Origin of the sequence: Nitrosopumilus maritimus SCM1 (assembly GCF_000018465.1) — an archaeon.
GTDB lineage: Archaea > Thermoproteota > Nitrososphaeria > Nitrososphaerales > Nitrosopumilaceae > Nitrosopumilus > Nitrosopumilus maritimus.
Genome location: NC_010085.1, coordinates 685,940 through 712,841 on the forward strand (window position 1 = coordinate 685,940; position 26,902 = coordinate 712,841).

46 protein-coding genes and 1 tRNA gene are annotated in these 26,902 nt (G+C 34.8%); 19 read left to right on the plus strand and 28 right to left on the minus strand.

What is annotated here, in order from left to right; all coding sequences use genetic code 11:
• Positions 1–25 precede the first annotated feature (25 nt).
• A complete protein-coding gene (locus NMAR_RS04085; RefSeq protein ID WP_012215147.1) occupies positions 26–1,843 on the minus strand; it encodes a potassium transporter TrkG in 1,818 nt (605 codons plus the stop codon).
• 149 nt (positions 1,844–1,992) lie between these two features.
• On the opposite strand from NMAR_RS04085, the gene NMAR_RS04090 reads away from it, so the two are divergent.
• Together NMAR_RS04090 and NMAR_RS04095 are read left to right on the plus strand one after the other, a co-directional pair.
• Complete coding sequence (locus NMAR_RS04090; RefSeq protein ID WP_148680091.1) at positions 1,993–2,427, plus strand: bifunctional nuclease family protein; 435 nt, start codon at positions 1,993–1,995, stop codon at positions 2,425–2,427.
• Between the two features lie 40 nt (positions 2,428–2,467).
• Complete coding sequence (locus NMAR_RS04095) at positions 2,468–2,686, plus strand: hypothetical protein (protein WP_012215149.1); 219 nt, start codon at positions 2,468–2,470, stop codon at positions 2,684–2,686.
• On the opposite strand, the gene NMAR_RS04100 is transcribed toward NMAR_RS04095, so the two are convergent.
• Entirely contained in the window at positions 2,687–2,878 is a 192-nt protein-coding gene (locus NMAR_RS04100; protein ID WP_148680092.1) for a hypothetical protein, read from the minus strand.
• Between the two features lie 36 nt (positions 2,879–2,914).
• On the opposite strand from NMAR_RS04100, the gene NMAR_RS04105 reads away from it, so the two are divergent.
• Both NMAR_RS04105 and NMAR_RS04110 read left to right on the plus strand, forming a co-directional pair.
• Positions 2,915–3,307 carry a hypothetical protein gene (locus tag NMAR_RS04105; protein ID WP_012215150.1) on the plus strand — a complete coding sequence of 131 codons (393 nt, stop codon included), beginning with the start codon at positions 2,915–2,917 and terminating at the stop codon, positions 3,305–3,307.
• A 148-nt stretch (positions 3,308–3,455) separates the two neighbouring features.
• Positions 3,456–3,704 carry a hypothetical protein gene (locus NMAR_RS04110; protein ID WP_012215151.1) on the plus strand — a complete coding sequence of 83 codons (249 nt, stop codon included), beginning with the start codon at positions 3,456–3,458 and terminating at the stop codon, positions 3,702–3,704.
• On the opposite strand, the gene NMAR_RS04115 is transcribed toward NMAR_RS04110, so the two are convergent.
• Both NMAR_RS04115 and NMAR_RS04120 read right to left on the minus strand, forming a co-directional pair.
• Entirely contained in the window at positions 3,701–3,961 is a 261-nt protein-coding gene (locus NMAR_RS04115; RefSeq protein ID WP_012215152.1) for a hypothetical protein, read from the minus strand. The two genes, NMAR_RS04110 and NMAR_RS04115, sit on opposite strands and share 4 nt — an antisense overlap.
• A gap of 437 nt (positions 3,962–4,398) precedes the next feature.
• Positions 4,399–5,490 carry a formate--phosphoribosylaminoimidazolecarboxamide ligase family protein gene (locus NMAR_RS04120; RefSeq protein ID WP_012215153.1) on the minus strand — a complete coding sequence of 364 codons (1,092 nt, stop codon included), beginning with the start codon at positions 5,488–5,490 and terminating at the stop codon, positions 4,399–4,401.
• Positions 5,491–5,587: 97 nt separating this feature from the next.
• Between NMAR_RS04120 and NMAR_RS09710 the strand changes: the two genes are divergently transcribed.
• From NMAR_RS09710 to NMAR_RS04130, 3 genes are read left to right on the plus strand one after another with little or no spacing between them, the layout of a single operon-like run.
• Complete coding sequence (locus NMAR_RS09710) at positions 5,588–5,731, plus strand: hypothetical protein (RefSeq protein ID WP_187146587.1); 144 nt, start codon at positions 5,588–5,590, stop codon at positions 5,729–5,731.
• A 57-nt stretch (positions 5,732–5,788) separates the two neighbouring features.
• Positions 5,789–6,346: a UbiX family flavin prenyltransferase gene (locus tag NMAR_RS04125; RefSeq protein ID WP_012215154.1), complete on the plus strand. Its 558-nt coding sequence runs from the start codon at positions 5,789–5,791 to the stop codon at positions 6,344–6,346.
• A 7-nt stretch (positions 6,347–6,353) separates the two neighbouring features.
• Complete coding sequence (locus NMAR_RS04130) at positions 6,354–6,782, plus strand: type II toxin-antitoxin system RatA family toxin (protein ID WP_012215155.1); 429 nt, start codon at positions 6,354–6,356, stop codon at positions 6,780–6,782.
• Here the strand turns inward: NMAR_RS04130 and NMAR_RS04135 are convergent.
• Genes NMAR_RS04135 through NMAR_RS04145 form a run of 3 tightly spaced genes read right to left on the minus strand, consistent with a single transcriptional unit; the run spans position 6,779 to position 8,297 of the window.
• On the minus strand, positions 6,779–6,985 hold the full coding sequence (locus tag NMAR_RS04135; protein ID WP_012215156.1) for a Sec-independent protein translocase subunit TatA/TatB: 207 nt from the start codon (positions 6,983–6,985) through the stop codon (positions 6,779–6,781). The two genes, NMAR_RS04130 and NMAR_RS04135, sit on opposite strands and share 4 nt — an antisense overlap.
• A 28-nt stretch (positions 6,986–7,013) precedes the next feature.
• Complete coding sequence (gene tatC, locus NMAR_RS04140) at positions 7,014–7,805, minus strand: twin-arginine translocase subunit TatC (RefSeq protein WP_012215157.1); 792 nt, start codon at positions 7,803–7,805, stop codon at positions 7,014–7,016.
• A 27-nt stretch (positions 7,806–7,832) separates the two neighbouring features.
• A complete protein-coding gene (locus tag NMAR_RS04145; RefSeq protein WP_012215158.1) occupies positions 7,833–8,297 on the minus strand; it encodes a hypothetical protein in 465 nt (154 codons plus the stop codon).
• Positions 8,298–8,614: 317 nt separating this feature from the next.
• On the opposite strand from NMAR_RS04145, the gene NMAR_RS04150 reads away from it, so the two are divergent.
• The gene (locus NMAR_RS04150; RefSeq protein ID WP_012215159.1) at positions 8,615–9,001 is read left to right on the plus strand and encodes a hypothetical protein; all 387 of its coding nucleotides are present in this window, start codon (positions 8,615–8,617) and stop codon (positions 8,999–9,001) included.
• Between the two features lie 136 nt (positions 9,002–9,137).
• Complete coding sequence (purS, locus tag NMAR_RS04155; protein ID WP_012215160.1) at positions 9,138–9,398, plus strand: phosphoribosylformylglycinamidine synthase subunit PurS; 261 nt, start codon at positions 9,138–9,140, stop codon at positions 9,396–9,398.
• On the opposite strand, the gene NMAR_RS04160 is transcribed toward purS, so the two are convergent.
• A complete protein-coding gene (locus tag NMAR_RS04160) occupies positions 9,395–9,817 on the minus strand; it encodes a CBS domain-containing protein (RefSeq protein WP_012215161.1) in 423 nt (140 codons plus the stop codon). The two genes, purS and NMAR_RS04160, sit on opposite strands and share 4 nt — an antisense overlap.
• 77 nt (positions 9,818–9,894) lie before the next feature.
• Here NMAR_RS04160 and purQ point away from each other — a divergent pair, with 77 nt between their 5' ends.
• The 9 genes from purQ to NMAR_RS04205 all read left to right on the plus strand — a co-directional run bounded on the left by purQ (position 9,895) and on the right by NMAR_RS04205 (position 17,366).
• Positions 9,895–10,575 (plus strand): phosphoribosylformylglycinamidine synthase subunit PurQ, encoded by a 681-nt coding sequence (gene purQ, locus NMAR_RS04165; RefSeq protein WP_148680304.1) that lies wholly within the window; start codon positions 9,895–9,897, stop codon positions 10,573–10,575.
• Positions 10,572–12,737, plus strand: coding sequence for a phosphoribosylformylglycinamidine synthase subunit PurL (gene purL / locus NMAR_RS04170; RefSeq protein WP_012215163.1), 2,166 nt, complete (start codon positions 10,572–10,574; stop codon positions 12,735–12,737). Before purQ ends, purL begins: the two co-directional genes overlap by 4 nt.
• A complete protein-coding gene (locus tag NMAR_RS04175) occupies positions 12,730–14,199 on the plus strand; it encodes an amidophosphoribosyltransferase (RefSeq protein ID WP_012215164.1) in 1,470 nt (489 codons plus the stop codon). Before purL ends, NMAR_RS04175 begins: the two co-directional genes overlap by 8 nt.
• Before the next feature lie 2 nt (positions 14,200–14,201).
• Entirely contained in the window at positions 14,202–14,480 is a 279-nt protein-coding gene (locus NMAR_RS04180) for a DUF427 domain-containing protein (RefSeq protein ID WP_012215165.1), read from the plus strand.
• 34 nt (positions 14,481–14,514) lie between these two features.
• Positions 14,515–14,901, plus strand: coding sequence for a hypothetical protein (locus NMAR_RS04185; protein ID WP_012215166.1), 387 nt, complete (start codon positions 14,515–14,517; stop codon positions 14,899–14,901).
• A gap of 33 nt (positions 14,902–14,934) precedes the next feature.
• Entirely contained in the window at positions 14,935–15,759 is an 825-nt protein-coding gene (gene purC / locus NMAR_RS04190) for a phosphoribosylaminoimidazolesuccinocarboxamide synthase (protein WP_012215167.1), read from the plus strand.
• Between the two features lie 348 nt (positions 15,760–16,107).
• The gene (locus NMAR_RS04195; RefSeq protein WP_012215168.1) at positions 16,108–16,611 is read left to right on the plus strand and encodes a winged helix-turn-helix domain-containing protein; all 504 of its coding nucleotides are present in this window, start codon (positions 16,108–16,110) and stop codon (positions 16,609–16,611) included.
• Positions 16,612–16,648: 37 nt separating this feature from the next.
• Positions 16,649–16,969 carry a hypothetical protein gene (locus NMAR_RS04200; protein ID WP_012215169.1) on the plus strand — a complete coding sequence of 107 codons (321 nt, stop codon included), beginning with the start codon at positions 16,649–16,651 and terminating at the stop codon, positions 16,967–16,969.
• Positions 16,962–17,366: a PPOX class F420-dependent oxidoreductase gene (locus NMAR_RS04205; RefSeq protein ID WP_012215170.1), complete on the plus strand. Its 405-nt coding sequence runs from the start codon at positions 16,962–16,964 to the stop codon at positions 17,364–17,366. The genes NMAR_RS04200 and NMAR_RS04205 overlap by 8 nt, the downstream gene beginning before the upstream one ends.
• A 76-nt stretch (positions 17,367–17,442) precedes the next feature.
• On the opposite strand, the gene NMAR_RS04210 is transcribed toward NMAR_RS04205, so the two are convergent.
• On the minus strand, positions 17,443–17,841 hold the full coding sequence (locus NMAR_RS04210) for a hypothetical protein (protein ID WP_012215171.1): 399 nt from the start codon (positions 17,839–17,841) through the stop codon (positions 17,443–17,445).
• Positions 17,842–17,942: 101 nt separating this feature from the next.
• Entirely contained in the window at positions 17,943–18,431 is a 489-nt protein-coding gene (locus NMAR_RS04215; RefSeq protein ID WP_012215172.1) for a DUF4352 domain-containing protein, read from the minus strand.
• Positions 18,432–18,580: 149 nt separating this feature from the next.
• Here NMAR_RS04215 and NMAR_RS04220 point away from each other — a divergent pair, with 149 nt between their 5' ends.
• Positions 18,581–19,174, plus strand: coding sequence for a hypothetical protein (locus NMAR_RS04220; protein WP_012215173.1), 594 nt, complete (start codon positions 18,581–18,583; stop codon positions 19,172–19,174).
• A 505-nt stretch (positions 19,175–19,679) separates the two neighbouring features.
• Here NMAR_RS04220 and NMAR_RS09715 read toward each other — a convergent pair.
• The 18 genes from NMAR_RS09715 to NMAR_RS04305 all read right to left on the minus strand — a co-directional run bounded on the left by NMAR_RS09715 (position 19,680) and on the right by NMAR_RS04305 (position 26,897).
• On the minus strand, positions 19,680–19,832 hold the full coding sequence (locus tag NMAR_RS09715) for a hypothetical protein (RefSeq protein WP_187146565.1): 153 nt from the start codon (positions 19,830–19,832) through the stop codon (positions 19,680–19,682).
• Between the two features lie 60 nt (positions 19,833–19,892).
• Positions 19,893–20,342: a DUF2299 family protein gene (locus tag NMAR_RS04225; protein WP_012215174.1), complete on the minus strand. Its 450-nt coding sequence runs from the start codon at positions 20,340–20,342 to the stop codon at positions 19,893–19,895.
• A 125-nt stretch (positions 20,343–20,467) separates the two neighbouring features.
• Positions 20,468–20,695 carry a hypothetical protein gene (locus NMAR_RS04230; protein WP_148680093.1) on the minus strand — a complete coding sequence of 76 codons (228 nt, stop codon included), beginning with the start codon at positions 20,693–20,695 and terminating at the stop codon, positions 20,468–20,470.
• Positions 20,696–20,705: 10 nt separating this feature from the next.
• Positions 20,706–20,954, minus strand: a complete 249-nt coding sequence (locus NMAR_RS04235; RefSeq protein ID WP_012215175.1) for a hypothetical protein — start codon at positions 20,952–20,954, stop codon at positions 20,706–20,708.
• Between the two features lie 188 nt (positions 20,955–21,142).
• Positions 21,143–21,219: transfer RNA gene (locus NMAR_RS04240), tRNA-Asn, on the minus strand.
• A 72-nt stretch (positions 21,220–21,291) separates the two neighbouring features.
• Positions 21,292–21,579: a hypothetical protein gene (locus NMAR_RS04245; RefSeq protein ID WP_012215176.1), complete on the minus strand. Its 288-nt coding sequence runs from the start codon at positions 21,577–21,579 to the stop codon at positions 21,292–21,294.
• Between the two features lie 15 nt (positions 21,580–21,594).
• Positions 21,595–22,152 (minus strand): 50S ribosomal protein L6, encoded by a 558-nt coding sequence (locus tag NMAR_RS04250; RefSeq protein WP_012215177.1) that lies wholly within the window; start codon positions 22,150–22,152, stop codon positions 21,595–21,597.
• Positions 22,142–22,534 carry a 30S ribosomal protein S8 gene (locus NMAR_RS04255; RefSeq protein ID WP_012215178.1) on the minus strand — a complete coding sequence of 131 codons (393 nt, stop codon included), beginning with the start codon at positions 22,532–22,534 and terminating at the stop codon, positions 22,142–22,144. Before NMAR_RS04255 ends, NMAR_RS04250 begins: the two co-directional genes overlap by 11 nt.
• A 6-nt stretch (positions 22,535–22,540) precedes the next feature.
• Complete coding sequence (locus tag NMAR_RS04260; RefSeq protein ID WP_012215179.1) at positions 22,541–22,720, minus strand: 30S ribosomal protein S14; 180 nt, start codon at positions 22,718–22,720, stop codon at positions 22,541–22,543.
• Positions 22,720–23,241: a 50S ribosomal protein L5 gene (locus tag NMAR_RS04265; protein ID WP_012215180.1), complete on the minus strand. Its 522-nt coding sequence runs from the start codon at positions 23,239–23,241 to the stop codon at positions 22,720–22,722. The genes NMAR_RS04260 and NMAR_RS04265 overlap by 1 nt, the downstream gene beginning before the upstream one ends.
• 4 nt (positions 23,242–23,245) lie before the next feature.
• Positions 23,246–23,962 (minus strand): 30S ribosomal protein S4e, encoded by a 717-nt coding sequence (locus tag NMAR_RS04270; RefSeq protein ID WP_012215181.1) that lies wholly within the window; start codon positions 23,960–23,962, stop codon positions 23,246–23,248.
• A complete protein-coding gene (rplX, locus tag NMAR_RS04275) occupies positions 23,962–24,468 on the minus strand; it encodes a 50S ribosomal protein L24 (protein WP_012215182.1) in 507 nt (168 codons plus the stop codon). The genes NMAR_RS04270 and rplX overlap by 1 nt, the downstream gene beginning before the upstream one ends.
• A gap of 4 nt (positions 24,469–24,472) precedes the next feature.
• On the minus strand, positions 24,473–24,895 hold the full coding sequence (locus tag NMAR_RS04280) for a 50S ribosomal protein L14 (RefSeq protein WP_012215183.1): 423 nt from the start codon (positions 24,893–24,895) through the stop codon (positions 24,473–24,475).
• A complete protein-coding gene (locus NMAR_RS04285) occupies positions 24,895–25,218 on the minus strand; it encodes a 30S ribosomal protein S17 (protein WP_012215184.1) in 324 nt (107 codons plus the stop codon). The genes NMAR_RS04280 and NMAR_RS04285 overlap by 1 nt, the downstream gene beginning before the upstream one ends.
• Entirely contained in the window at positions 25,215–25,481 is a 267-nt protein-coding gene (locus NMAR_RS04290) for a ribonuclease P protein component 1 (protein ID WP_012215185.1), read from the minus strand. The genes NMAR_RS04285 and NMAR_RS04290 overlap by 4 nt, the downstream gene beginning before the upstream one ends.
• Positions 25,478–25,684: a 50S ribosomal protein L29 gene (rpmC, locus tag NMAR_RS04295; protein WP_012215186.1), complete on the minus strand. Its 207-nt coding sequence runs from the start codon at positions 25,682–25,684 to the stop codon at positions 25,478–25,480. The genes NMAR_RS04290 and rpmC overlap by 4 nt, the downstream gene beginning before the upstream one ends.
• Positions 25,681–26,436 carry a 30S ribosomal protein S3 gene (locus NMAR_RS04300; RefSeq protein ID WP_012215187.1) on the minus strand — a complete coding sequence of 252 codons (756 nt, stop codon included), beginning with the start codon at positions 26,434–26,436 and terminating at the stop codon, positions 25,681–25,683. The genes rpmC and NMAR_RS04300 overlap by 4 nt, the downstream gene beginning before the upstream one ends.
• A gap of 2 nt (positions 26,437–26,438) precedes the next feature.
• On the minus strand, positions 26,439–26,897 hold the full coding sequence (locus NMAR_RS04305; RefSeq protein WP_012215188.1) for a 50S ribosomal protein L22: 459 nt from the start codon (positions 26,895–26,897) through the stop codon (positions 26,439–26,441).
• Positions 26,898–26,902 lie beyond the last annotated feature (5 nt).

Here is a 26,902-nt window from a genome sequence, read left to right on the forward strand (position 1 = left end):
TTTTGCCATGAGATTAAATTCTATCTTAACTTAATCTGGGCACAAAAATATAGATAATTGCAATTATCTCAAGCCTTCCAAATATCATTAAAAATCCCAAGACAATTTTTGTTGCAGGATCTGTATCTGAATCAATTACCCCTGCTGACAATCCTCCTGTGGTAATCACTCCTGCAGCCTCAAAGAATGCATCCTGATATGACACATCTTCAGTCTCAGCAAGATGCAATCCTGTTATTGCTGAGATTACTGGGAATAATGCTATGATGATTAATGTTGATGTAATCTCTTTTTTTGTTTGTGTTGAGAGTTCTTTTCTTCTTACACTGCTGAAAAATGATCTACAATTTCTGAGATGGAATAATCTGAAAATTTTCAATCCTCCTGCAGTTGAAAATCCACACCCTCCAATGAACATCAAAGTTATCAAAATTGCATGTGCAAATCCTCCTAATCCTGCTAAACTTTGTAGTTGAAGACCTGCTGTGGTACTTGCAGAAACAGAATAAAATGCACTATCCAATGGGTCTAATCCGCTAATTGAGATAAACAATATTGTTGCGCCACCTAAAATTGCAAAGTATGTGAGAACTTCTTTTCCTAATTTTGGTGCAAGGAATTTCTTTCTTACAAATGCATAGTGGAATGTAAATGGTAATGCACCAAGTATCATGGCTCCCATCAAAATTACTTCTTCTTGCCATCCTAAATTCTCAATGATTGTTGAAGACGGGACAAATCCTCCTGTTGCAAGTGTACTCATTGCTAGCGAAAAGTCGTCTAATAGATTCTCTTGTCCAAAGAAATACAACAATATTGCAACAATGACAATGTATACTGCAAAGATGACTGTAATTGTTGAGAAGAGTTCTTTCATGTGAAGCGTCCTTCCTGAAATAAAACCTCTCATTGATTGTAATTTTGATTCTGGATAAAACGCTGTAATTACGAGGTAAATGAAACTCATTCCTCCTACGAGTTGCGTGTAGCTACGATAGAATGTAAAACTTTGAGTAAGTTGTTCTTCAGGGGTATCAAATAGGGATATTCCTCCTGTGGTAAACCCTGCTGCACTTGAAAAGAATGCATTTCCAAATACCTCTACATTGGTCTCTTCACTTGGAAACACGTACAGATACGGTACAGTTCCAAACAAAGACAACAAAAACAGGCTTGAAAACACCAATATCGACGCTTGCTGCAAATTCAGACTTGATTTTTCACCATATGAATTCAAAAAGAATCCTGTAACTAACAATAGAACCGTTGTAAGATAAATCCCTGTAGCAGTAAGTGTATTCTCTAAAATTGTAGAAATAATTGCTGGGACCAGTAACAGGACCCCTGCAAACTGCAAAACAAATCCTAAATTACCAAGTACTGCTTTTACTGGAGGACTCAATAATCGAGGTTCAGATGCAGTTGCATCTCTGATTACATTTGCAATAGTCGTTTGGAAAATCATCCCAATGACTTGATTCTTTTTTGACAATACTGGTAATTTTCTAATACTGTTATCTCTCATTTTGTGTAATGCATCTTGCAGTGTTGCTTTTTCATTAATTGTGACAAGCGGAGTCGTCATGATGTCTTTTAATTTTGTAGCTTCCGCATATACTGTAACATCACTTACTTTACTTAGAATATCTTCATCTGTAACAATTCCTACTGGCACTCTGTCTTCATTTGTAACAATAATGTCGTCTGTTTCATAATGTTGCAACATTCTTGTTGCTTCTCTTGTTAGTGTGTTCTGACTTAGAATCAGGACATCTTTGTCCATGTATTCAGTTACAGATTTGTTTAACACATATGAGACGGCGCGTTCTGGATTTGTCGACATTAAGCTACCCTTAGTTAGGGATTTTAAATAATTTGGGGTTACGCTCTAGCATTGATCGTCTAAAAAAAATTAACCTTGTCAAAATGATCAGTAATGATCTCAAAATTTTGCTATCTTTATAAGCTCTGGGCGTGAAGTTTATGCGTACAATGGATATCAATCAAGCACAAGAGCCTGATTACGAATCAGTGAAAATTGATTATGTTGGATTTGTTGACCCTTATGCTGTAGAAGGTATGGTTATTCTAAAGTCTGATAATGGAAAAGAGTTTCACATGCGCGCCTTTTCTGGTGAGGTTGCAAAACACATCTCAAGCTTTGGTGATGATACATCTGGCGAATCTGCACCTTCCATCTACAAAATGATTGAAGATATTTGTGAAGAGAATGAATTGGTTCTAGTCAAAGTCAAAATCTATGAAAGTGGTGAGGTTTTGCGAGCAAATTTGTACTTTACAGGTAAAAAAGACCTTGTATTGAGAAATTATCGTGCATCTGATGCCCTGGCACTTGCTGCATACTATAACATTCCAATTCTTGTTAGAAAGACTCTGTTAAAGGAAAGTATGGAAGCTGAAACCTAAAATTAGAACAGTTTTTCTCCTAGTATGATTGTGGATTATTATGAATGAACAAGAACAATTAATGGATAATCTACTAAATGTTGATCTTGAAATTATTGATGTTGTAAGGGAACTTCAACAAGGAAATTGGGAATCTGATTCTCATAAAAAACAAGTTGGTGATTTACTACAAATTCGAGATGAGATGGTTCAAAAATTAATGGCAGCAACTGGTACTAATACTCAATGCGATTGTGGTCATGATCATCATCACGAGTAACTAGTTTTCAAAGAAATTATCTGGAAACATTTTCTTTATTCTGTTTAACTCTTCTTGATACTTTGTGATTTTAGAATCTATTTCTGTAGTGTCTTGAACATCTTCTTTTTGTTTTTGTAATGATTTAATCTGGTTTGAAATAGTTCTATACATTATAGAGTACTCTGGAAATTTTTCAGGCAATTCTCCCATTAGCTAGATTAAATATCGTGCCTACTAATACTCGTTATGAAGATTGCAATATTTCTTGTATTCTTGATTACGTTGGGTGCCAGTTTTGCTTTTGCTGATCAAGTTACAACTGAAATTCCACCTGATGCAAAAACTCACTATGTTGATGAACAAATAATGATCATGGCTGATATTACAAATAATCAAGATGTTCCTCAGAACTTTGCATACTTGACACAAGTAAGAAATGATCAAGATGTTGTAATTTCATTATCTTGGTTAACTGGTTCATTATCTCCAAGACAATCATTTTCTCCAGCTCAATCATGGACTCCTGATGAACCTGGAGTATACTACATTCAGGTTTTTGTTTGGGAGAGTATTGATAATCCTGAAGCTTTGTCTCCTCCACTTGCAATGTCTGTGCATGTGGAGCAAAGAAGTACATAGAATTCTGCTTCATAATTCGGCAAACTCATCATCTCTCAGTGATAGCTTAGTTGTCGGTTAATCATCAGCAAACTGTATTGGTCTCTAATAGTATATTATCATTCATGTATCAGAACCTTTTTGATACAAGTAATCATTTTGAAATCATATGGTCAATTTTGAAAAACTCTACAAAAGAGTTGCATTACAAGTAATTGATAGATGTCATGGTGGGATTCGGATAAAAAGACATGGTAGAGTTATTCAGGTTTATGATCCAAAACGTCACATCTGGAGTGACGGATTGGTAGGATTAGTAATTAAAGAAGAGTGTAAACTTGCTAATCTTCGAGATTGGGAAATTGCACATGTTAGAAGGCATATCATTGAAGAACTTCTATCTCGCCCTGATGACTAGTATGCTACTTTTCTAATCAGGTGCGGCTCTTTGAGCATAATGGTGTCATCTTTTCTAGAAGACAATTCCACTTGCCTGAGATTCAGATTTGTTACTACAATTAGTGCCTCACAACGAGTACAAAGTATTGTCTTTCCATCAGACCTTTCTTCTCTGATGATGTCTCTTTCTAGTCTGTCTTCTTTCTCACAGGTTGGGCAAAGTTTTGGTTCATTTAGAATTGTAATTATCTCTTTGACAAAGATGGTTCTACTCATGTTGTGATGTTTTTGGTTTGTTGAATAAGAGTTGATTGTTAATTGGCATCAGCAATTCAATTTCAAGTGTCAAACCGTTTTAATCACCTGAAATCAGAATGAATGGTATTCAATGTATTCCAATCTAACCAATTAACAAAATTTTATGAAATGTTTTGAAAATATGTTTTTGTTTGTTGATCTATGAAAATTAAATTTTACAATATTTTTAGATCATTATTGTAATTTTTCATACTAAATGTTAAATACTAAAATTTCCTATAAGAATTGATGTCGTTAGTTACAAAATCTAACGAATAAACTGCGTAGCCCCGCAGAACGATAAAGGCACTCAAACATTGTGATGTTTGACCACGAGAGGGAATCTCTCATAGTTCTGCAATTAGGGGGTTGCGCCTTTTTAATTTCTCAAAAATCTTGGTTACTCGAAAATTTTTCTATGTAACTATCTCATCTAGTCTGTCTTCTTCTTGAGCTCGTTTGATTTCCATGGCAATTCTTCTGCCAACTCCGAATGTTTGTCCGTATTGGTATTTTGTATATGGACTAGTTGTTGCAACAATTGGATTTCCTGGAACACGTAATGATACATCATATACGATTAATTCCAAATCTTTTGTGATTACACTTTGAAGTGAGAATGGACCAATAATTCCTGGAGCGTATTCTCTTTTTACTGCATTGACAAACTTGTCTCCCATTTTGAGTACTTTTTCTAGTAATGACTCTCTAATACTTGCAGGTGTATGGCCTACCTCAATATTTTGCAAATCTACATCAATGTCAAGTTGTTGTTTTGCAGGTAATGCATTAAAGTCCATGAGGTTTGTTTGAAGCCTTCTCTCAATTCCAATAAAGTCAACTTGGTCTGAAATTGGAGTGTGGAAGAAATTAAAATTCATGTATGTTCCAATTGCCAATTCTTCAATACTTGCTTTTTCTAGATCTTTTCTTGCAATTACTCCTTGTTTGATTTTCTCTTCAGATGTCTTAACATAATCTTTGTAAGATGATACTGTGAAAAATGCTCTTTCTAATGGTCTGTTTTTTTCTTGTACTTTGACGATACATGGTTTGTTGATTCTTTTAGGGTCTTTGAATAATTTTGGATACTTTATTCTGGCTTTTTCTAAAAGATAGTATTGTCCTTTCTTTGCAGTTCTTTCTTCAGCTTGGAACAACTTTCTATTTCCAAAAATTGGTACTTTGAAGGAATTTTCAATTGTCTTGTAACCTAGATAGACTGTAAGGGAGCGATGTGGAACAATAATTGTATTTGATTCTCTTAATTCTTTTTGAATTTTGGCTGAAGCCATATCCTTGAATTTGTTTAATACTGTAATCTCGTCAGCAATTCTGTTGAATCTCTGGTATGGTCCTTCTCTACCTTTTTGACAAAATACTCTGGTCTGAAAATCCTCATCTTTTGCACCATCCATAATCTCAAGTGCAGAGTGGCTCCCAAGAACGCCTATTCTCACATCTGAGTACTCGTTAACAATTTTCTTGATCTCAGAACTCTTAATCACATGATTCCTTGAAATTAGGATCTAATATAGCTAATTTCCATTTTTCAGGATCGCATAGAATCACAAGATTTTTCTGAATTGTCATTAGAAAATAACTGTGCTGTATCATTTTGAATTGCAAATGGCAGGTGTAATACTACTAACTGCTATGGCTATTGGAGGAATCAGTCTTTGGTTTAAACGACGAAGAGAGAGAAAAGAGTTTGAGGAATCTTTCAAAAATGATGAGCCTTCTATCTAGTGCTAAGAACGTCATTTCATCTAATACATAAAATACTCTGTATTGTAATGTTCTTTATTGAAACTAATCATTGGAATTACTGGTAGCACTGGAGTAATCTATGGAATCCGAATGCTTGAGACTCTGAAAAAACTAAACATCGATACTCATTTGATAATGTCAGAGTGGGGAGCAAAATGTATTCCAATGGAAACTGAATTTACGGTTGATTATGTAAAATCTCTTGCAACCGAAGTCTCTGATGAAAAAAACATGGCTGCTAGTATTTCGAGTGGTACACATAGAATTGATGGGATGATTGTTGCGCCCTGTAGTATGAAGACATTAGCTGCAATTGCTAACGGATATGATGATACTCTTGTAGCTCGTGCAGCAGGAGTTACAATCAAAGAGTCTAGAAAATTAATTTTGATGGTAAGGGAAACTCCCTTGTCTGCAATTCATCTAGAAAACATGCTAAAACTTTCAAGATTAGGTATTGTCATTTTACCTCCTGTAACTGAATTTTACACTAAACCAAAATCTATTGATGATATTGTAAATCATGGTGTTGGAAAATGTCTAGACCAATTTGATATTGAACACAATTTATACCCTAGATGGGGTTCATCCTAAATCATAATTGCCACAATTCTCTTTTGAAAAAACCAGTACTGCTAGTAGAGATGCTGTCTATAGAGTTTTTTCAGATTATGAGAACTATCAAAGAACATCTCCAGAGTTTTTTCCATCAATTCGAATTCGTTCTGTTAGAAATAACGTTGCAGTAGTTGAAGAGCATATGAATTTGGGAGATGAAGAGTTTGTAATCATGGCAAAACACGTTACTGATGAGCCAGTACTACATGATGTTTATGTCATTGGGGGTGATGCAAAGGGCTCTCACATTCAAGAACAATTCATTGAAACTCCTGAAGGGACAAAAATACTAGTTGATGTTGATTTGAAATTAAAGGGAAAGATGAAACTTGGTGGAATGTTTTCAAAAAATCGATATCAAGAAAATTATGAAGAGATTTTAGATAATTTTATCAAAATTGCTGAAAATTAATCAGATTTTGCTTCTTTGTCTTTGAAATCTTTAAGCTCTTTTTCACCTTCAATCTTGCCTTTCTCAAATTCTCCTTTGGCTTTACCGAAGGTTTTTGCTAGTTCTGGAATTTTCTTTGCACCAAAAATTAACACTACTGCAATAACGATAATGAATATCCATTCTTGGCCAGCAATGAAATTGGCTAGATTCATTCCAAACATTTCTGTGTCTCTTTAACCAAATTCGGATTTAAGTGTTCAACTTTTTGCGTTCTTTACGCTCAATGAGCATCATGCCTGTAACATACAATGCAATCATAGGTCCTGCAATAAACCACATAGTTACACCACTGCCATCAGGAGTAATAATTGCGCCAAAGATCACAATTATGACAATTGCATATCTGATGTTTTTTCGCCAAAAATCTGCATCAACCATGCCTGATGCAGATATTGCATACATTACAAGAGGAAGTTGAAATGAAAATCCAAATGCTAACAAAAATTGTAATACGAATGTGACAAATTCTATCACATTAAGAAATGTGACCAGCCCTGCAGATTCACCATATCTGTACAAAAATTCTAAGATGTATGGGATTACTAGATTGTAAGAGAATGCACACCCTGTAATGAACAACCCTAGTGCTGGAATTGTAATACTACGACTAACATTGATTTCATTTTCTTTGAGAGCTGGTTTGATGAATCCAACTAATTCTTTGATGATTACTGGCATCCCAACTACAATTCCAACTAGTGCTGCAATGTAAACTTGAGCAAAGAATGCTTGACCTGGAGCTGTTTGAATTAACTGAACATCTTCTGGTACCAAATTCACTTTCATGTGATTTGTGATTTGAGCTGCAATGTTGTTTAGTGGTTCAGGTGTTGGATAGTACAGTGTGGTTTGGCCCACTTGAATTGGTTCAGCATGGAATGTTAGAATGAATGCTGTGATTACTCCAATCACTAAGACAATTCTTAGTAATCTCTTTCTTAATTCCTCAAAATGCTGATTGATGCCATCCAACTCTGACATTTGATCACTTCATGCTTTAAGCTATATCTATTTGCCGGGAATTGGCAATAGTTTTGCTTCAGGCAATCCATCTTCTTTTAGTTGTTCTATGGTAATATTGTCAAATTCTAAGGAAATTATGGCCTTTGTGTTGAATTTGGATTCCATCTCTTTTGCCAAATTTGCAATGTCCTTACTTGAGTAGATTTCTTGTGAATCCTTTAAGAAAATCCTTTCTCCTTTTTCCATCTCTTTTCCACCAAATTTACCTTGAAGGAAACTGGTTATCTCAGGTAGTTCTTTTCTGTCTATGTTGTTATGAAAATAGCAAATTCCTTTTACTGATTCGTAATCATATGCTGTGCCATTTCGATACATGAAAACTCCGATAAAATGTGCTTCATCTTCTGGTTCTCTTACGCATTTTATCTCCCAATTTAGCAAGTTCTCTTCTTTGTAATTGAATCCCTCCATCTCTTCAGATGTGATCTTCCAATATCTTGATCTTGCCATGTTGATTTATCAAAATTCATCTGATATAAATTCCAATATTGCCTAACCGTGGCTAATTTCTAATTGCGGCAATTCATCACCCTTCTTTTATACGTAAAACAAGCATAACATGCGTTGGGAGACCGAATCACTGTTGTACTGAAAACTGAGTATACTGAAAAACTTCGTAATATTCAAGCTAAGATGATTAGAACCTCATCAAAATCAGTCAGCTTCTCACATGTTTTGAATTTGGTTCTAAGTGAAGGATTAAAAAAATACAAAGCATAATTACAACAATGCAATTGTTCATTTACTATCTCTAATCTCAATTAAACATGACAAAACAAGAAAACCCTCTTTATCCAATAGATATTGATGATTATCCAAAACTCTTTGATTATGTTTTAACTGCTGATGGGTTGATTCACTTTCAGTCTTTGAAAAGAAATTATGTTTTAGGAAAAACCTTGACTCAGGATGAATACAATAAACTTCGCTTATTGTATGTCTATTATGCTACTGCAAATCGAAATACATCTGAAGTATTTGCGTGGCAAGATCTTTGTGTGACTCTTGACAATCAAGGAATTATTGAAAAGGAGATGTATCAATCAAAAGAAGATTTGAAAAAACAACAACTCATAACTGAAAATCCATACTATGTCTCAGGTTTATATCGAAAATACACTGAATTTGTAAAAAACAATATGAATTCAAAGTAACCGATTCTGGGCCGGGTAATATCTGCACAACACAAGTCCTCAGAATCGGAAACTTTACTGCTTATTTCAAAATAAGTATAAAAGCACAAAATTATTCGGAAGATAGATTAACCTCGATTCAATTCTGCAAATTATTATGGCAACATACAATGTCCATGTAACTATTGAAAACAAGCCTGGAATTAGTGATCCTGAAGGCGACACCATTCTTAATGATTTAGTCCTAAAAGGAACTCACAAAACTGTGTCCAAAATTAAAACAGCTAAAATGTTAAAATTCACAATCAAAGAAAAAGACAAAAAAACTGCTCAATCCAAAGTTCAAGAAATCTGTGATGATTTACGTATCTACAATCCTATGGTAAGCAAAGTCACGATTGATGTTTTTGACGCCTAGGATTTTTCAGAATCTATGTTATCTAACATTCCATTAATCAAGAGTTTACTGCGTAAAAACTCTGCCAAATTTGTTTGAGTGATGACTCCTACTAGTTTTTCATCTTCAAGAATGATTAGTCTGCGAATATTGTTATTTAACATCTTTTGAACAGCGTCTTCAATTGGTGTGTCTGGACTGACCCATCGAAATTTCTTTGACATGATATCTTCAATTAAAACTGATGATGCTTTTTGATCTTCAGCTGTTACTTTTTGAACAATGTCTCTTTCTGAAATAACTCCTATTGGCTTTTCATCTTTAATTATTACCAAAAAACTGATCTCTTTTTCTTTTAGAATACTTGCTGCATCATGTGCTGTTTTATCATATTCAATAGTTATGACATTTTTTTGCATGATGTCTCGTACATGAGCCATGCGATCACGATTGTATTTCCGCTAATAATTTTTTCTGACTAGACTCAAATTAAATATCGCGAGATCTAATTATGAATGTGAAAGTTGGAGTTGTAGTTTTTCCTGGCAGTAATTGTGATCGTGATATGTATCATGTTTTAACTGATGTCTTTAATCTAGATGCACAGTACTATTGGCATGAAAAATCTCTCCCAAAAAATATTGATGCCGTAATTCTTCCAGGTGGGTTTTCGTATGGTGATAGACTTCGTGCAGGAGTGATTGCTGCTCATAGCCCTATCATTAAAGATGTTCAAAAAATGGCAAAAAAAGGAATTCCTGTTTTAGGAGTGTGTAATGGATTTCAAATTCTAGTTGAATCTGGTCTCTTACCTGGTGTTTTACTCAAAAATGAATCTTTGAACTTTATGTGCGAATGGACAAATCTGGTTGTTGAAAACAACAAGACTCCATTTACAAACCAATTCAAACTACAACAAAAAATTCCAATTCCCATAGCAAATGGTGAAGGAAGGTATTATGTTGATGATAATACTTTGAAAGAATTAAAGAAGAAAAATCAAATCGTGTTTAGGTATGATGAAGTGGTAAATGGTTCTTCAAACAGAATAGCAGGCGTTTGTAATGAGGATGGAAATGTTGTTGGTATGATGCCTCATCCTGAGCGAGCTGTTGAATCAGAAATTAATCCAATTGATAACAAACCATCTTCTCTAATCTTTGAATCTCTATTATCTAAAATGGGTGTTAGTAATTGAGTTTAGAGCCCCAAGAACTAACCGAACTAAAATCCAAAATTGGAAGAGAACCTACTTCTACTGAATTACAAATTATTGCCGCAGAATGGTCTGAACACTGTTCATACAAATCATCAAAACGACATCTCAAAATGCTTCCAATGAAAGGACCTCTTGTTATCACTGAGAAAGGATATGATTCTGGTGTTTTGGATGTTGGTGATGGATATGTCGTTACTGCTCATATTGAAAGCCATAACCATCCTTCTGCAGTAGAACCCTATGGTGGAGCTGCAACAGGAGTCGGTGGTGTGATTCGTGATATCTTGTCTGCAGGAACACGTCCTATTGCAATATTTGATGGATTGCGATTTGGAGATATTGAAAAAGACCAACAAGCAAGATGGTTGTTCAAAAATGCTGTTACTGGAATTGCTGATTATGGAAACTGTTTAGGAATTCCAACAATTGGTGGTGAGGTTGAATTTGACAAGTGCTATGAAAACTATGCACTAGTAGATGTTGCTGCTGTTGGTTTTGGCAAAAAAGAGAATTTGATCAAAAACCATGCCAAAAAAGGTGACATTGTTGTATTGATGGGTGGTTCTACAGGAAGAGATGGAATTGGAGGTTCACAATTTGCATCTGATTCACTAGAATCTGAAGATCGTTCTGCTGTTCAAATTCCTGACCCCTTCATTGAGAAATTAATTATTGAAGCAATTTTGGAGGCAAGAAATGACAAACTCATTCATGCAATGAAAGACTTGGGTGGAGGTGGATTGTCCTGTGCTATCTCTGAAACTGCTGATGCATTAGAGATAGGAATTGAAATGGATGTAGACAAAGTACACACCCGTGAATCTGGCATGCATCCTGATGAGATTATGGTTTCAGAATCTCAAGAAAGAATGTTAATTGTAACTAGTAAAACTAAATTCAAAAAACTACAAGCAATCTGTAAAAAATTTAGAATTGGTTGTTCTGTTATTGGTACCGTAAAGTCTGATAACCAAATGCATGTCAAAAAAGGCAAAAAGACTTTTGCGAATCTTCCTACTGATGTAGTTGCAAATGCAACATTGCTTGATTTACCCTCAAAAGAACCTACATATCTCAAAACTATTGAAAAAGAAAAGAAACTCAAACCAATTTCAGATTATTCTAAAACTATGATGAAACTGCTTTCATCCCCAAACATTGCAAGTAAAATTTGGGTGTATGGACAATATGATCATGAAGTTGGAATTAGAACCGTAGTAAAACCTGGCAGAGATGCATCTGTGTTAAGATTAGATAATGGAAAATTCCTTTCAGTGAAAATAGATGGTAATCCAAAACAATGTTACATTAATCCTAGAGAAGGTGCAATTGGATGCTTTGAAGAAGCATGCAGAAATGTTGTATGCACTGGTGCAAAACCAATTGGAATGTTAGACCATCTTCAATTTGGCAGTCCGAAAGACCCTGAAATATTTTGGACATTTTTAGAATCCCTAAAAGGATTAACTGACTTTGCAAAAGACTTCAAAATCCCTTGTGTTGGAGGTAAAGTGAGCCTATACAATGAAACTCCTGATGGCCCTATCAAACCTACTCCTCTAATCGGTGTCTTGGGATTAATTGATAAAACTCCTCAAATCCCTCAAAGAATCAGTAAAGATGATTGTTTGATAATTGTTGGAGAAACTAAAGATGAACTTGGGGGTTCAGAATACTTTGAATACATCCATAAATTTATTGGAGGAAAATGTCCTGCAGTTGATTTTACTGAGTCAAAGAAAAACATGAAATCTGTTTTAGAAATAATTCCAAAGAAACTCTTGAAATCTGTACATGATTGCTCTAAAGGTGGATTGGCAGTTGCAGTATCTGAATTATCTATGAATAATCAGATTGGCTGTAAAGTGGATTTAGATAAAGTTCCTGCCAAAAAACTAGATGTTGATAGAATTTTGTTTTCAGAAAGCCATTCTCGTTATCTTTTAACATTTGATAAGAAAAACCTCTCAAAAGTTGAAAAAATTCTCAAAAAGAACAAGACGTCTTACAACATTATAGGTCAATTTGGTGGCGAAAAAATCCAATTCACAAAGGGCAAAAAATCGATCATTGATCTAAGAGTTGATAAAGCGCAAAAAACTTGGTTAAATTCGTTAAAGGACTTGGTGCTACATGGATAAACCTCAGCATACTCTTGATGACAAGCCAAAAGAAAATTGTGGTGTTATTGGAATCTATAGTCTAAGTGGAGCTAATGTTATTCCCATGGCAATTGATGCCTTGCGTGCTTTACAACATCGTGGTCAAGAAGCATGGGGTCTTGCAATTCCAAACAAGCCTCCTCTCAAAAGATTAGGTCTTGTTTCAGCTGCATCATCTGAATTCAAATCAATCGCACAAGAATATTCTTCTCCTTGCGTAATTGGACATGTTCGATATTCTACTATGGGTAGAAGCTCACTAGAAAACGCACAGCCTCTAAAAGTAAAGGATCTTTGTGTCGCTCATAACGGAACAATTGCTAATGTTCAAGAACTCTCAAACTTGGTGGGTGGATGTTCATTTACTCCTCAAAATGCTAGTGACACTTTGGTTGCTGCTCAAAGACTTGTTTCATTAATTTCTGAAAATGGACAAATGGGAAAGGCATTGTCTGTTCTCAAAAACGAGATGGTTGGCTCGTATTGTTTTACATTTATCTCTGATGATAATTCTGTTTTTGCTGCACGTGATCCTAAAGGATTTCGTCCAATGGTTCTAGGTCACAAAGAATCTGATGATACTTACATTGTTGCATCAGAATCATCTGCAGTTTCTGCAGTGGGAGCTAAGATGCAACGCAATGTAACTCCTGGTGAACTTATCAGAATGAGCAAAGATGGTATTGACACTGAAATGTTTTCTGATGATCCTAAACGTGCGCACTGTTCTTTTGAATTTACTTACTTTGCTCACCCAACTAGCAACATGGAAGGCACCAACATCTATGTTGCAAGAAAAAACATTGGCAGGTATCTTGCAAAAAAATTCCCAATTAAAGATGCTGATTTAGTTATTCCAGTACCTGATTCAGCAAGACCTGCAGCCTTGGGATATGCTCAAGAACTTGGTGTATCTTTTGATGAAGGATTACTCAAAGACAGATACAGTAAGAAAGGACCACTGCGAAGTTTCATTGAACCTCACCAAACAGATAGAGTAGAAATTAATCGTTGGATTATTCCAATCAGAGAAATTATTGATGGAAAACATGTTGTTGTAATTGATGATAGCCTAGTTAGAGGTACAAGTTCCAAGGCTATTATCAAAGCACTAAGACGAGCTGGTGCAAGAAAAATTAGTATGGTGATTACTTATCCTCCAATCAAATTCCCATGTTATGCTGGAATTGATTTCCCTTCTCAAGAAGAACTTGCAACATTTTCTAATGGGAAAGACCTGAATGATGAAGAAACCATTGATATGGTAAGAAAGGACATTGGTGCTGACTTTTTGGGATACAATGATGCTGAAAATCTTGCAGCCGCAGTTGGAATTCCTGCAGACTCTATGTGCTTCACATGTGCATCTGGAAATTATGATTCTCTTGGGATTACTCCTGAGTTTAAGAGTCGGGAAGAAATCAAAGGAGAAGCAAGTTAGTCATGCAAGCAATTTGGAATGACACAGTAATTGCAGAAAGTGATGACACTGTTGTAGTTGAAGGTAATCATTACTTTCCCATTGATTCAATCAAAAAAGAATACTTTGAGAAAACTGACATGACTAGTTTTTGTGGTTGGAAAGGAATGGCAAATTACTATTCTGTAACAGTAAATGGAAAAACAAACAAAGATTGTGCATGGTATTATGCAGAACCAAATGATGCTGCTATGAAAATCAAAGACATGGTTGCATTTTGGAATGGCGTTGAAGTAAAGTAACCCATTTAATTATTAGAAAAACTATAGGGATTTTGTGAAACAGTACACGGCATTGATTTGTATTGCTGTTGGGGTAATTGTGGTAATGGGAATATTTTTTGGTGCAGATTTTTTCAAATTTTCTGTTGCTACTCAAGACTATGAAATCTTTGTAGATCCTCTTTTGGATGAACAAGGAATGTTTACCATGGGCAGAGTTACAATTCAAAACATTGGTGCTAAACCAATAACAAACCTTCACATTAATTTTGGAGATGGTGATATTTTGGATATCCAAACTCTTAGTGTTGGACAAAAGATCATAGTTTCTCCCCCTCCTGAAAATTCAATGGAATTTGTGATGATTAGTGCTGATAATGACATATTTGTTAACAAGGCTTACCGTGAAATGCCAAAAATGGTAGGTATGATGGGGTCTTAGCAGTTAAATCCTCTAATGACTCAGTAATTTTACTTGGAATTTCTAACTAGTGGAAAGGTAAAGGATCTTTATGATGTTGATGAATCTACCCTTCTCTTCAAATTCTCTGATCGTGTTTCTGCATATGATGTAAAATTCAAACAAGATATTCCTAGAAAAGGTGAAGTCTTGTGCAAATTTGCTGAATTTTGGTTCAATGAACTAGATGTTCCAAATCATTTCATAAAACGTGAATCTGAAAATGAAATTCTTGTCAAGAAAATGAAAATGCTTCCAATAGAATGTGTAGTTCGTGGCTATTTTTATGGCAGTTTAGTAAGCAGGTGGAAAAAGGGAGAAGTCCAAGTCCCTGAGGGAACCAACACTACTCTTGCAGCCCAACTCCCTGAACCAATTTTTGATCCTACCACGAAATCTGAGCATGACATTCCAATTGATAAAAACAAAGCAATTGAAATGAATCTAGTTTCTGAAGAACAATACAATTGGTTAGAAAAAACCTCGATTGAAATTTACAAAAAAATGGCTAAGATTACTGATGATGTTGGTTTTATCTTGGCTGATTTGAAATTAGAGTTTGGAATTCTGGATGATCAAATAACTTTGGGTGACTCTATTGGCCCTGATGAGTATCGTCTGTGGCCAAAAGACTCCTTTGAAGTTGGTAAAATTCAAGAAGCATATGATAAACAACTTTTGCGTGACTGGTTGACTGCAAATGGATATCAAAAACAATTTGATGATGCACGTGATAATGGACAAGAACCAATTCCACCTAACATTCCATCTGAAATTATTTCAAAAATGACAGAACGTTATGTTACTGCATATGAAAAAATTTCTGGTAAATCATTGTAAATGCATTTTTGTGTTCAATGTTGACTAATAGCTAACTTTCAACTCGAATTCTATTTTTAGAAATATCCAAAATCCCGTCCCAAAAACGTATTTCTGGACATATCTTCCCTGATCATCGGTTTTTTGAGATTTTACAAAAAAAATCATACCATTATAAGAATTCTTTATCCAATACAATATCTATTGTAGTGGTCTAATTATTATTGATTGCATTACAATAATTATCGTAGTAATAATGATAAATTTAGTACTATTATGATTTTTTTAAAAGTGAAAAAAAATTGATGCGATTAGACAAAAAAATATGATACAAGGATCTTTTAGATCAGAAACAAACGTAATCTCAGTATGTCTACGTTACTAGAAAAACAAATCAAAGTTAATCGTATTGTTACGACAAGTGTTGAACACGCTCGAGCAATTGAAGACCCTGCACGTGCAAAAATTGTTGAGATATTATATCGTCAAGCTCTCTCCGCTGAACAGATTACGACTGCATTAAAAAAATCTGGATTCAAAAAAGCATTAACCACAATCCGTCATCATTTAGAAATTCTAAAAGAATCAGGATTGATTGAAATTGTCAAAATTGAAGAATCTCGTGGTGCAATTACAAAATTTTACAGTACCTCTACAAAGTTACTTGATTTTGAAACCCCTGAAGATTTTGAATCAAAATATTCTAAAATCATAGACAATACATCCACAAAAATTGAGAAAATTCTCAAAGGACTAACTCCGAAAACTGGAAAAACAAAAGGCAAAAAATCTGAAGAATATTCTCAGTATTTGGTTATGGAGATAATGAACCGTGCCATGACAAATGTACTTGAAAATTCTGGCAAAAAATAATCGTTACACCTAAGTATTTCTTACAAGAAATTCTTGCATGGTTCGCGTATTTTACAGCCAGAAAACTGAAGATCTCATAGAAAAGATGACTCTTACAAATTGGCGTCAACACGTTCAACAACAACTTGGTCAAGAACACCAAGACATGTCTGATAATTGGAAAATGTGTGCAATTGGTGAGAGAATCAAAATTGAAGGTAAAGATCTTGAATCAATAAAAGATCTTTCACCTGAAGCGATCCGACTTGGATATGAGTTTTCAGTTGCAATGCAAGAAAAAGACAACGAAAAAGCATTAGAAATCATTACAAAAATTGAACAACTTCCAACAATATGGAGAAATGAAATTAATGGATGAAAAAGCTGTAAAATTATTTTCTGAAAAAAATCTTGTATACATTGCAACTGTGATGAAAGATGGGTCTCCACAGGTTTCACCTGTTTGGGCAAATTATGAAGACGGTTATGTTTTGGTAAATACTGCTGAAGGAAGAATAAAACACAAAAATGTTTTACGTGATCCTAGAGTTGCAGTTTCTGTTGTTTCAAAAAATAATCCTCTTGATATGACAACAATACGTGGTGTTGTTGAAGAATTGATTCCTGATTATGATTACAAACATGCAGACAAACTTACACAGCAATACATGGACCGTGAACATTATCCATTCAAACGTGATGATGAAAAAAGAATCATACTAAAAATAAAACCAAACAAAGTTTTTGTTTTGCCTGAATTAAAAATGTCAGACTGACAATTTAGAATATTTCAAAATTCGAATTTAGAAACATAATAAATTTAGAATGTAGAAAAAAGGTTGCCTAGACAGCTTAACGTCGACGTTTAGCTGCCTTTCTCTTTGGAGCGGCTCTACGTTTAGTAGCTGCCTTTCTCTTTGGAGCGGCTTTTCTTTTAGCTGCAGTTTTTCTCTTTGGAGCTGCCTTTCGTTTTGCGGCTTTTCTCTTTGGAGCTGCTTTTCTTTTAGCTGCAGTTTTTCTCTTTGGAGCGGCCTTACGTTTAGCTGCAGTTCTCCTTTTTGGAGCTGCTTTCTTAGCTGCAGTTCTCCTTTTTGGAGCTGCTTTCTTAGCTGCATTTCTTTTACGTGCTGCCTTTCTCTTACGAGATGCTGCTGCTTTTGCGGCTTCAGCTGCTTTCTTAGCTGCATTTCTCTTGCGAGTTCTTGCTGCTTTCTTAGCTGCTTCGGCTCTTTTGGCTCTAGACATTGCCATGATTTTTTTCAAAAATGATGTGTGTTATATGGTAAAAGTCACACAATATTATGTAAATAATAGAAAAACTTGACAATTATTTCTGGTTTTTATTTTTCCGATCAACAATTTGTTATGCAAATTAATGCAGTATCAACTGTTGACTGTTCTTTTTGTGGTCTGATAATTATTTTGTACATTTTTTCTTCATCAAATGGGATATCAAACTGAGTTGTTTTTTCTACTGGTTTGTTAGGTTCTAACCACTCTAACAGTAGATCTTTTGATGAAAATTCCCCATAAACTGCCTCATGTTTTTGTTCTTTTTCATCAACAATGTAAAATTGCCCTCCTGATAATAGTGTTCTTTCTTCATCTCCAATGTATTTTGCAGCAATTCCTATCATTACAAATGTGTTTTCTGGTTGTGTTTCTTTATCTCCCTCATGTGTACCTTCAAATGTTATCACATATTCAACTGGACCTACAGTAACTGTTTCTCCTGCATAAGTCTCAATAAAATTAGTCTGATATTGTGTGTACATGAACATTGCAGCCCCCATTGAGACCAATATTCCTCCAATTACGATCACTACGCCTATTCCTGCCACAAAAAGACGTGGTTTTTTTGATATATAGTTGCATACTTTTGCAAAGTCGGTAATTTTATGCCTAATTTTTGGTAAATTAGGAATAAATAATGTAGTTCCCAGATCTGGGAACTAGAAAGGGTTAAATTCCCAAAAGTGGTAAATACATTATGGATAAAACTGTAGTTTTGGGATCAATACTAGCAGTATTTGTAGTGTCTAGTTTGATGATGTCTCCTGCAGTAGCTGCCTCTATCCATGAATTTACGGCAATTGCATTGTCTTTTAGTGATGAATTCAAAGTCAGAATTACTGCAACTACTGAAATTCCACAAGATGGTACTGGTGTTTCATATGGTTATGGTGTTGTTACTGAAGAAAACTTCTTTGATACAATTTTGGTGACTGCTACACACGGTGGATTTTTGGAAAGTGCAGTACAAAATGGACCAGAAGATCCAAAATGGCATAGTCATTATGTGACTCTTACTGATGATGGTGATGTGAATAATGCATGTTCCGGTTTAGAAATTGCAGATATTTCATATCATGCTCCTGGTGAGGTAAAAATTTACGGTGAAAATATTGTATTTGATGGTGTAAAAACACTAGACAGTGTTAATCCTATGACTGGAGAAAGTAATACTTTCGATGGTGGTGAAAACATTGTTGCAATAATCTCATTTGACCTTACTCCTGTCTTTAATGATGGTGAACTCACAAACGTCTGTGTAGATGTTAATGGATTGTATCCAATAAGATAATCCTTTTTGATATTTTATCAAGTCTTAATTTTTCATTGTGATATTTTGTGGCATAAAATCCCCAATAATTTTGGGTTTTTTTCTGGATTTTTTCAACAAAAAACAGGGGTTTAGCTTTCACGCCTAACAATAAAAGATCATACCTGTTTAGCTGGGACATCAGGGTGGTTTGAGGGTTGCATTTCATATCTAGGCACAAGTGTTCAACCCCCCCACAAAACGCCTGATTTTGAAAAAATGGTATTGTGCCTAATTGGGGTAAAATTAGAGGGGGGTTTAACGCCTAGGCATAATTCTATGAAATATGTGGTTTTAGGGATTTTTTCTAAACTCTTCAATTCTTCTAAAACTTGAATGAATATTTCCTATGAAAGAATACATTGTATGCCAAAATAGGGGGGTTTTTGGACAGAAATATTACCTAAAACCCTGGTTTATCTGAGAAATATGTTCTAAAAATTGGAAAAAGGGGACAATGCCCTTTTGATGAAACAAGGTTCTAGATTTACTGCTTTTCTAGTCTAATTGTAATTTTACCTTGTTTTGCAGTGTTTACTACTCTGAGGGCTCTATTCATTACCCCCATTCCAAATCTTGACAATTCTGTTGTAGAAATTGTAAGTTCTCTTGGTTTTGATTTTGATGTTTTTCTTTTCATGATTAGAATAAGGTAATTTTTGATATAAGGCCCGCGTATAACTGATAAATCGTCTATACTCTAGAAAGTCTTCATCAAAAATCTTGCAGTTTTTTCATGCATTTCTGATACTCTGTCCATTGCATCAAACAACTCTTGTTGATTGATATTCCCTTCCTTGTCTAGTACGACATAAACCCCTATCTTTCGCTTACCATCTTCGGTTGTATTTTTGTTGATAGCTTGAATAGTATAGCAATAATCTGCTACTTTTTTCTCAAATTTCGCTTTCTCATCTTCACTAAACCCCAAATATCTTGCAATCTGATTATTTTTCATATTTACTTTAGAACCGATTACCAAAACACCTTGTTGCGCCTTTGGTTCAAAAATTTCTACAGGTACCCCTGCTGGACCTGCGTGTTTTACTAGAATTTGAAAAGTATTTTCTGGATTTTTAATATCTTCAAATTTTAATCCTTCATGAATTAACCATCTTTCCACATTATCTCTCATTCTTGACGCGTTCATTACAAATTATTCAAAGTGGTTCTATATGATTCTAAATCATTTGATCACAGTACTGAATTTATAATATTTCTAAACTCGAATTTTGAAACATTGTAAATCTTTACTTGTAAAACATGCATTTTATGCTAAACATTTACTCTGAAACCAGGACCAAACTCAGGTATGAGTGATGCAATAATTGCATTGAAAACTAACCCTGCAACCATTAAAGCAAGTCCTACATACAAACAATTTTTTGCTTTTTTTGGATCATCTTTACGTATGATGAAATATGCAACGATTCCTCCAAGTATTCCAAAAAAAATCGGCAACAAAAACCATAGATTACTTCTAGGTCTTTCAGGATGGGACATTTTCTTAAAATTATTTTGCAGTAGCTGCTTTTTTCTGTAACTGTGTAATCTCTATTTCCACAGTTTCTAACGGATCTTCTACTTGATTTCGTTTAATTGAGAACATTTTTGGTTTCTCAAAGTCATCTGTACAATCTGGACATGCATAAACAAGTACTCTGTGTTCGTTTGGTGCTTTTGGGTTTGATAATCTTGGGTAATACACTAGTCTTGCGCTACAATCAACACAATATCTGTTGGCCCTTCTAGTTCTGACCAATGTAAACCTCCTGCATTATTCTAAATATGCGATCATCTATTAGATCTATGTTGTCTAATAGTGTAAACCAATTACTGTCAACCGATCAATATTTCTAAATTCGAATTTAGAAATATTATTTTTCTATACTTGTGGTTATGTTACTAGTGTCAAAATAAAATGTTTCAAAACTCGAGTTTAGAAATAAGTGGCGCCGCCCATCAGACTTGAACTGACGACCGTCCGATTAACAGTCGGATGCTCTACCACGCTGAGCTAGGGCGGCAACATGTTTGTACCTTGACAAAAGTGATTTAATCCTTGCGACTATACAATTTAGACCAAAGTTGTTAGTAGTTTAGTTAAATTTTGCAAAAAATTCTTTAATTTCTTTTGAATGACTTTCTACCAATTCGATTATTTCCAGGTGTTCATCTGCAGTAGGTTCTCTTTGATGCACAACTTGAAATGCACTAAGTGCTGAACCCACCATTTCTCCAACAAAAAAACCGCACAAGAAATCTCCAATTTTTTCACAATTCCAAATCTCACCAACTCTTGGAGATGCTCCTGATTTTTTGTATAATTCCAAAGTCTGCAGAATTAGGTCTGTTGTTTGTTTAGAAAATTCAGGATCTAGGGTCATTAGAAAAACTAGAATCTATTTTTCTATACCTTTTTTCTTTTCATAGACGTAGATGCCGTCTAGGAAAACTCTATGATCTTTATTTTTTACTTTAGTTGTTAATTCAATATTTGCAGCAGTTTGTGTAATGTCTGTCCAAACTTCGCCAGTAAGAAGTACGTCTTCTCCTTTTGGAATTACTTTTGTATTTCCCATAATGTGAGTACTTCTTGGTGCTCTTTCACCTTGGAAATTCTCAATTAGAATTTTTTTACCTTCTACTTTCACTGTAATTGGAAAGTGTGCAAAGACTACTTTCATTTTTATTGTATATCCTTCTACTAGACCTTCGCAAATATTTCTAATAATTGATCTTGCAGTGTGTAATATTGCATAGTCTCTTTTTCTCTCACCAATTGTTTTGAGATTTACTTTGCCATCTGCAATTTCAATTTTTACTGGAATGTTTCTGAAATTTTTGTGAGTTTTACCTAGTGGTCCTTCAAATAATAACATGTTTTTGTTTTGTGTGACTGTTACTCCTTCAGGAATTTCTACCTGATCTTGCATTTTTTCAAGTTGACTAGTAGACATATCCTATCAAAAATCCTCCAATTCCTTTTTGTGTTGCTTCATGATGAGACATTACTCCTTGATTAGTAGTAACTAGAAGCATTCCTCTATCATATGCTGGCAAATACTGTTGTTCCCAATTGTTAAATTCGTCTGTCTTTACTTTGAATCTTGGTGAAATTGCTCCACACTTTGTAATTTTTGCCAATAATTTGATTTTGAATTTTCCCCCTCTTTTATCATCAATGTGCTCAAACTCTCCAATGTATCCGTCTTTTTGAAGTGTTTTGAGAACTTCAATTCCTAATTTTGAAGTTGGAAGAATTGTACATTCACCTTTTCTTCTTGTTTCATTATTGTATAATGTAACGAATAGATTTGCTAAAATGTTAGTTGCTGGCATATTCTATCACCGATTTTTCCTAAATCCTAAAGATGTTGCTACTTCTCTGAAGCATCGTCTACATATCATTAAATCATATTTTTGGATAACTGCTGTATAATCTCCGCATCTTTTGCACCATCTTGATCCTCTGCCAAAGTCATGCTTTTTTCTTCCAGTAAATTCGTATGATCTATCTTTTGCCATTATGCTACCGTCACTCCAAACTCTTTTACTAGATAATCCTTTGCTTCTTGACTTGTGATAATGTGAGATTTTCCAACACTTGCTTTGTGTTTACTTCTTGTTCTAATTCCATAACCTGGTCTAGTTAGTGTGACTGAAATTCCAAGACCTAGAATTCCTATTGATGGTTCGTATTTTACACCTGGAATATCGATATGTTCTCTAATTCCAAATGAATAATTTCCAAAGTTATCAAAAGCTCTTCCATTTACTGTATTTCCCTTTGCTTCAAGCAATCTTTTCAATAATGCTTTAGCATCATCGCCTCTAATTGTTACTGCAACACCAATTGGTTCGCCTTTTCTAACTCCCCAATCCCTTTGTGTCTCTTTTGCATTACGTGCTGATGGTTTTTTACCTGAAATTTGCTCTAAAGCTCTACTTGCAATCTCAATCACATCTCCTGATTTTCCAACTCCCATGTTGAGAACAACTTTCTCTAAGGAGATTTTTTTCATTGGGGATTCTGTTGTTTGAGACATATTATCACTTTAATTGAATTACTGGTTCCTCTTTTCCAATTGGCATAATGATGTCTGCTGGAATTTCGATTTTTCTATCTCCTAAAGATAGAATGACTCTTTTTGGAAGAATGAATGTACCTTCTTCAATACTTTCAATCTTTCCGATTTGTCCTGCGTTAATTCCACGTGTTACTAATCCGTGATTACCTGATTCTAATTTGATTACTTCAAGAATTTTTTGATCTGGTACTTGTATTAAACACACATCACCAACACTTACTTTGGTATCTGAAATTGTTGAACGTCCATCATGGAATCCAATTTGCATTTTTCCTTTACTAATTGTAGTTTTACTTGTAACTCTTACAAGCTTCTTTGTTTTTTCTGATTCGTTAATTTTGATTGGTTTTAGTAATTTACCATCTGTTGGGACAAGACGATAAATATCTGAAACATTTTCTAGTTCAACTACGTCCATTAATCCAATTGCATGATGTAATGATTTTCTAACAACACCGTCAATCTTTACCTTTCCAGTATAGATTGAAGTCTTTGCTTCTCTAAGACTTGTTACAATTTTTAACATGTCTCTTAGGAACACTGCTGTTGGAACTGCATGATGTTTTTTGTGTGGTCCTGGTCTTGTTGTGATTACAAATCTCTTGTCTTTTCTGGCAATGCCCCAGAATTGAGGTGCCATTTGACGTTTGAGTTTTTTACTACCTGAAATACTTACCATTAATTCTCATCTTCCTTTTCTTCGGATTTTTTCTCTACTTTTGTTTCTTTAGGCTCTTCTTTGGCCGGTTTTTCTTCTGCTTTTGGAGTCTCTTTCTTTGGTTCCTCTTTTGCTGGTTTTTCAGCTGCTTTTGGTGCTTCTTTAGGCTGCTTTCTTGGGTCTTTACCCTCGAGTTTTGCTATTCTCCATTTGTCTTCTGTGTTTAATGATGTGACTAGTAAGTTTGAAGTGTGAATGAATACATCAAATTTGTCTCCTTTTGTTTTTTCTTTCTTTACTCCTTCAATTGCAACACTACTTTTCGCTGTAGATACTTCTGCAACTTTACCATCTACTCCTTTGAATTCTCCTCTAAGAATTGTAACACTGTCTCCTTCATTTACTCTGACACTTCTCTTTCCATATTTTTTCTGAAGATCTTTTGATAGTGCACTACCAAGTTGTTTACTTTTTGTTTGGTAAGATGCACGATAAATCATCTTGTTACGCATTTTAGTTGGTTTCATTTTCTTATACCACCATTGATGCCAAGTTAGCTACTCTTGGCCATTTTTCTGAAGCTTCTGCTGCTACTGGTCCTTTGATGTCTGTTCCTTTTGTTTCTCCTTCTGGAGTGATCAACACTGCTGCGTTGTCTTCAAAACAAACTCTTACACCGTTTAATCTGCGAACTGGATACTTTTGTCTAATTATAACTGCACCATACACTTGTTTTCTTAATTCAGCTGGTCCCTTCTTTACAACAACATTACAAAAGTCACCAACTGATGCTGAAGGCAATCTTGATGCTCTTGTTCTATGTCTTGGAACATTAATTACTTCTAAAATTTTTGCACCAGAATTATCTGCACACACAATATTTGCCCCTACTGGAATTACTTTAGTTACATATGGGCGGAATTCTTCTACTCCTTTACCTGCTTGTTTTGCCATTATGATCTAACCTCCACAACAACATATGATACTGATTTTGATATTGGTCTGCATTCTGCAGTCAATACATTGTCTCCTGATTCAACATCAATACATCCAGGAACATGAGCATGAATACTGCTCTTACCTCTTGCATATCTCTTGAATTTGTTAAAGTAAACTGGTGCATCTTTTTGCAAAGTGATAGTTTGTTTTGCTTTACTTCCTGTTACTTTACCATCAAAGAGTTTGCCTCTAATTGCTAATTCTCCGTGGAATGGACAGTTTTTATCTTCACATTCTCTTTTTGGTTCTTTTACTTTTAATCCGATGTTTCTAGTCATGCCTTTCCTCCAATTCTATCAAATGGTCTTTTTGCAATTCTGGACCCTTCAACAATAACATCGTTACTATCAATTGAGAATTTCCAATTGCTTGTTGATTTTGCAATTGATTTCATTCCATTTTCTGTGTTAATTGTAAACATTGATTTTGTTTCATTTTCAATTCTTCCATTTAATCCTATAACTTGTGGATTAGTTGATTGTACAATCTCTGTGTTTAATCCGATAAATTCATGTGATGTGATGTTATCTGCTGTAATCATTTCTCTTTCTTCATCTCGTTTAGTCTAGTCAGCATTCTTGCAATGTCGTGTCGTATTGGCTTTAGTTTTCCACTTTCTTTTCTGAGTGTTCCTTTAGCTGCATCTACTCTAAGTTTTCCAAGTTCGCTTCTTGATTCTTGGATCTTGCTTTTTAGATCTTTTTCATTTAGTTGTTTAATTGTCTTCATGCTGATTCTGGTCATTTGAGTTTGGCCTCCTCTTCTTCTAATGTTTCAAGATCTTTCATCTTCTCTTCTTCTATTGCAATTTGTTCAGATTCTGTTCTTGCTTTCTTTTCTGCTGCGGTTTCATCTCTCATCTTGCCTGTCTCTGCATCTTTGACTTGTTTTGCTTTCTTTGGTTTCTCTGCCTTCATTTCAAACTCTGGAACAAATTTTTCTTTTCTTGCTATTCTAATTCTAATTCCGATTAATCCCATTGCAGTTCCTACATGTGCAATATCTTCTGCAACAATTACTTCTGCGTGATGACCTGCTCTTGGTAAAATTCCTGCTGTGTGTTTTTCAAATGCAGAACGGTCTCCTCTTAGTTTACCTGAAATTGTAATTTGAACTCCCATTGCACCATTTTCCATAATTTGTTTTAGAGTCCACATGGTTGCTCTTCTAAACGCGGTACCTCTTTCAAGATGTGAAGCCATTCTGTTACACATCACGCTTGGTGATAATTCTGGTTTCTCAATCTCTACCACTGAAATTTGTGGGTTCTTTAATCCAAAGTCTGTTGCTAATTTGTCAGTAAGGTCTCTAATTCCTGAACCTTTTCTTCCGATAACTATTCCTGGTCTTGTAACATGTAATGCAACTCTAGTACCTGTTGGCGTCTTTGAGATTTCTGCATGTGAAAATCCTGCTTCTTTGATTGCGTCTCTAAGATAATCTTTGAGTAGCATCATGTTGTAGTTGTCTTTGATTACGTTTTTCACAGATGACATTTCTAAATCTCCTGAGCCACCAACTCTACATGTGTTAATACATTGTTCTTTGGAGTTGCTCTTCCCATTGCTCTTGGGATGAATCTTTTTACAATCACTCCTTTGTGAACTGTTGCATTTACAATCTTTAATCTATCTAAATCCATTCCTTTGTATTCTGCATTTGATTCTAAATTATCTAAAACTTTGATGAATTCTCTTGCTGTTTTTTGTGGGTAACGTCCTGACATCATTCCTGGGTCTGCTTTGTGTCCTACTTGGTTTTTGTATCTTCTAAATGCAACTGCTCTGTCTTTGTTTACTACTGCTTGTAAGTAATCTCTTGCTTTCTCAATTGATAGTCCTTTGATTGCAACTGCAACTTCTCTTGCATGTTTATGAGACATGTCTTTTTCTCTAACTGAAGAACGTACATGTCTTGTTGCATCATAATTTTGGAAAGCGTAACCGAATCTACCCATAATAA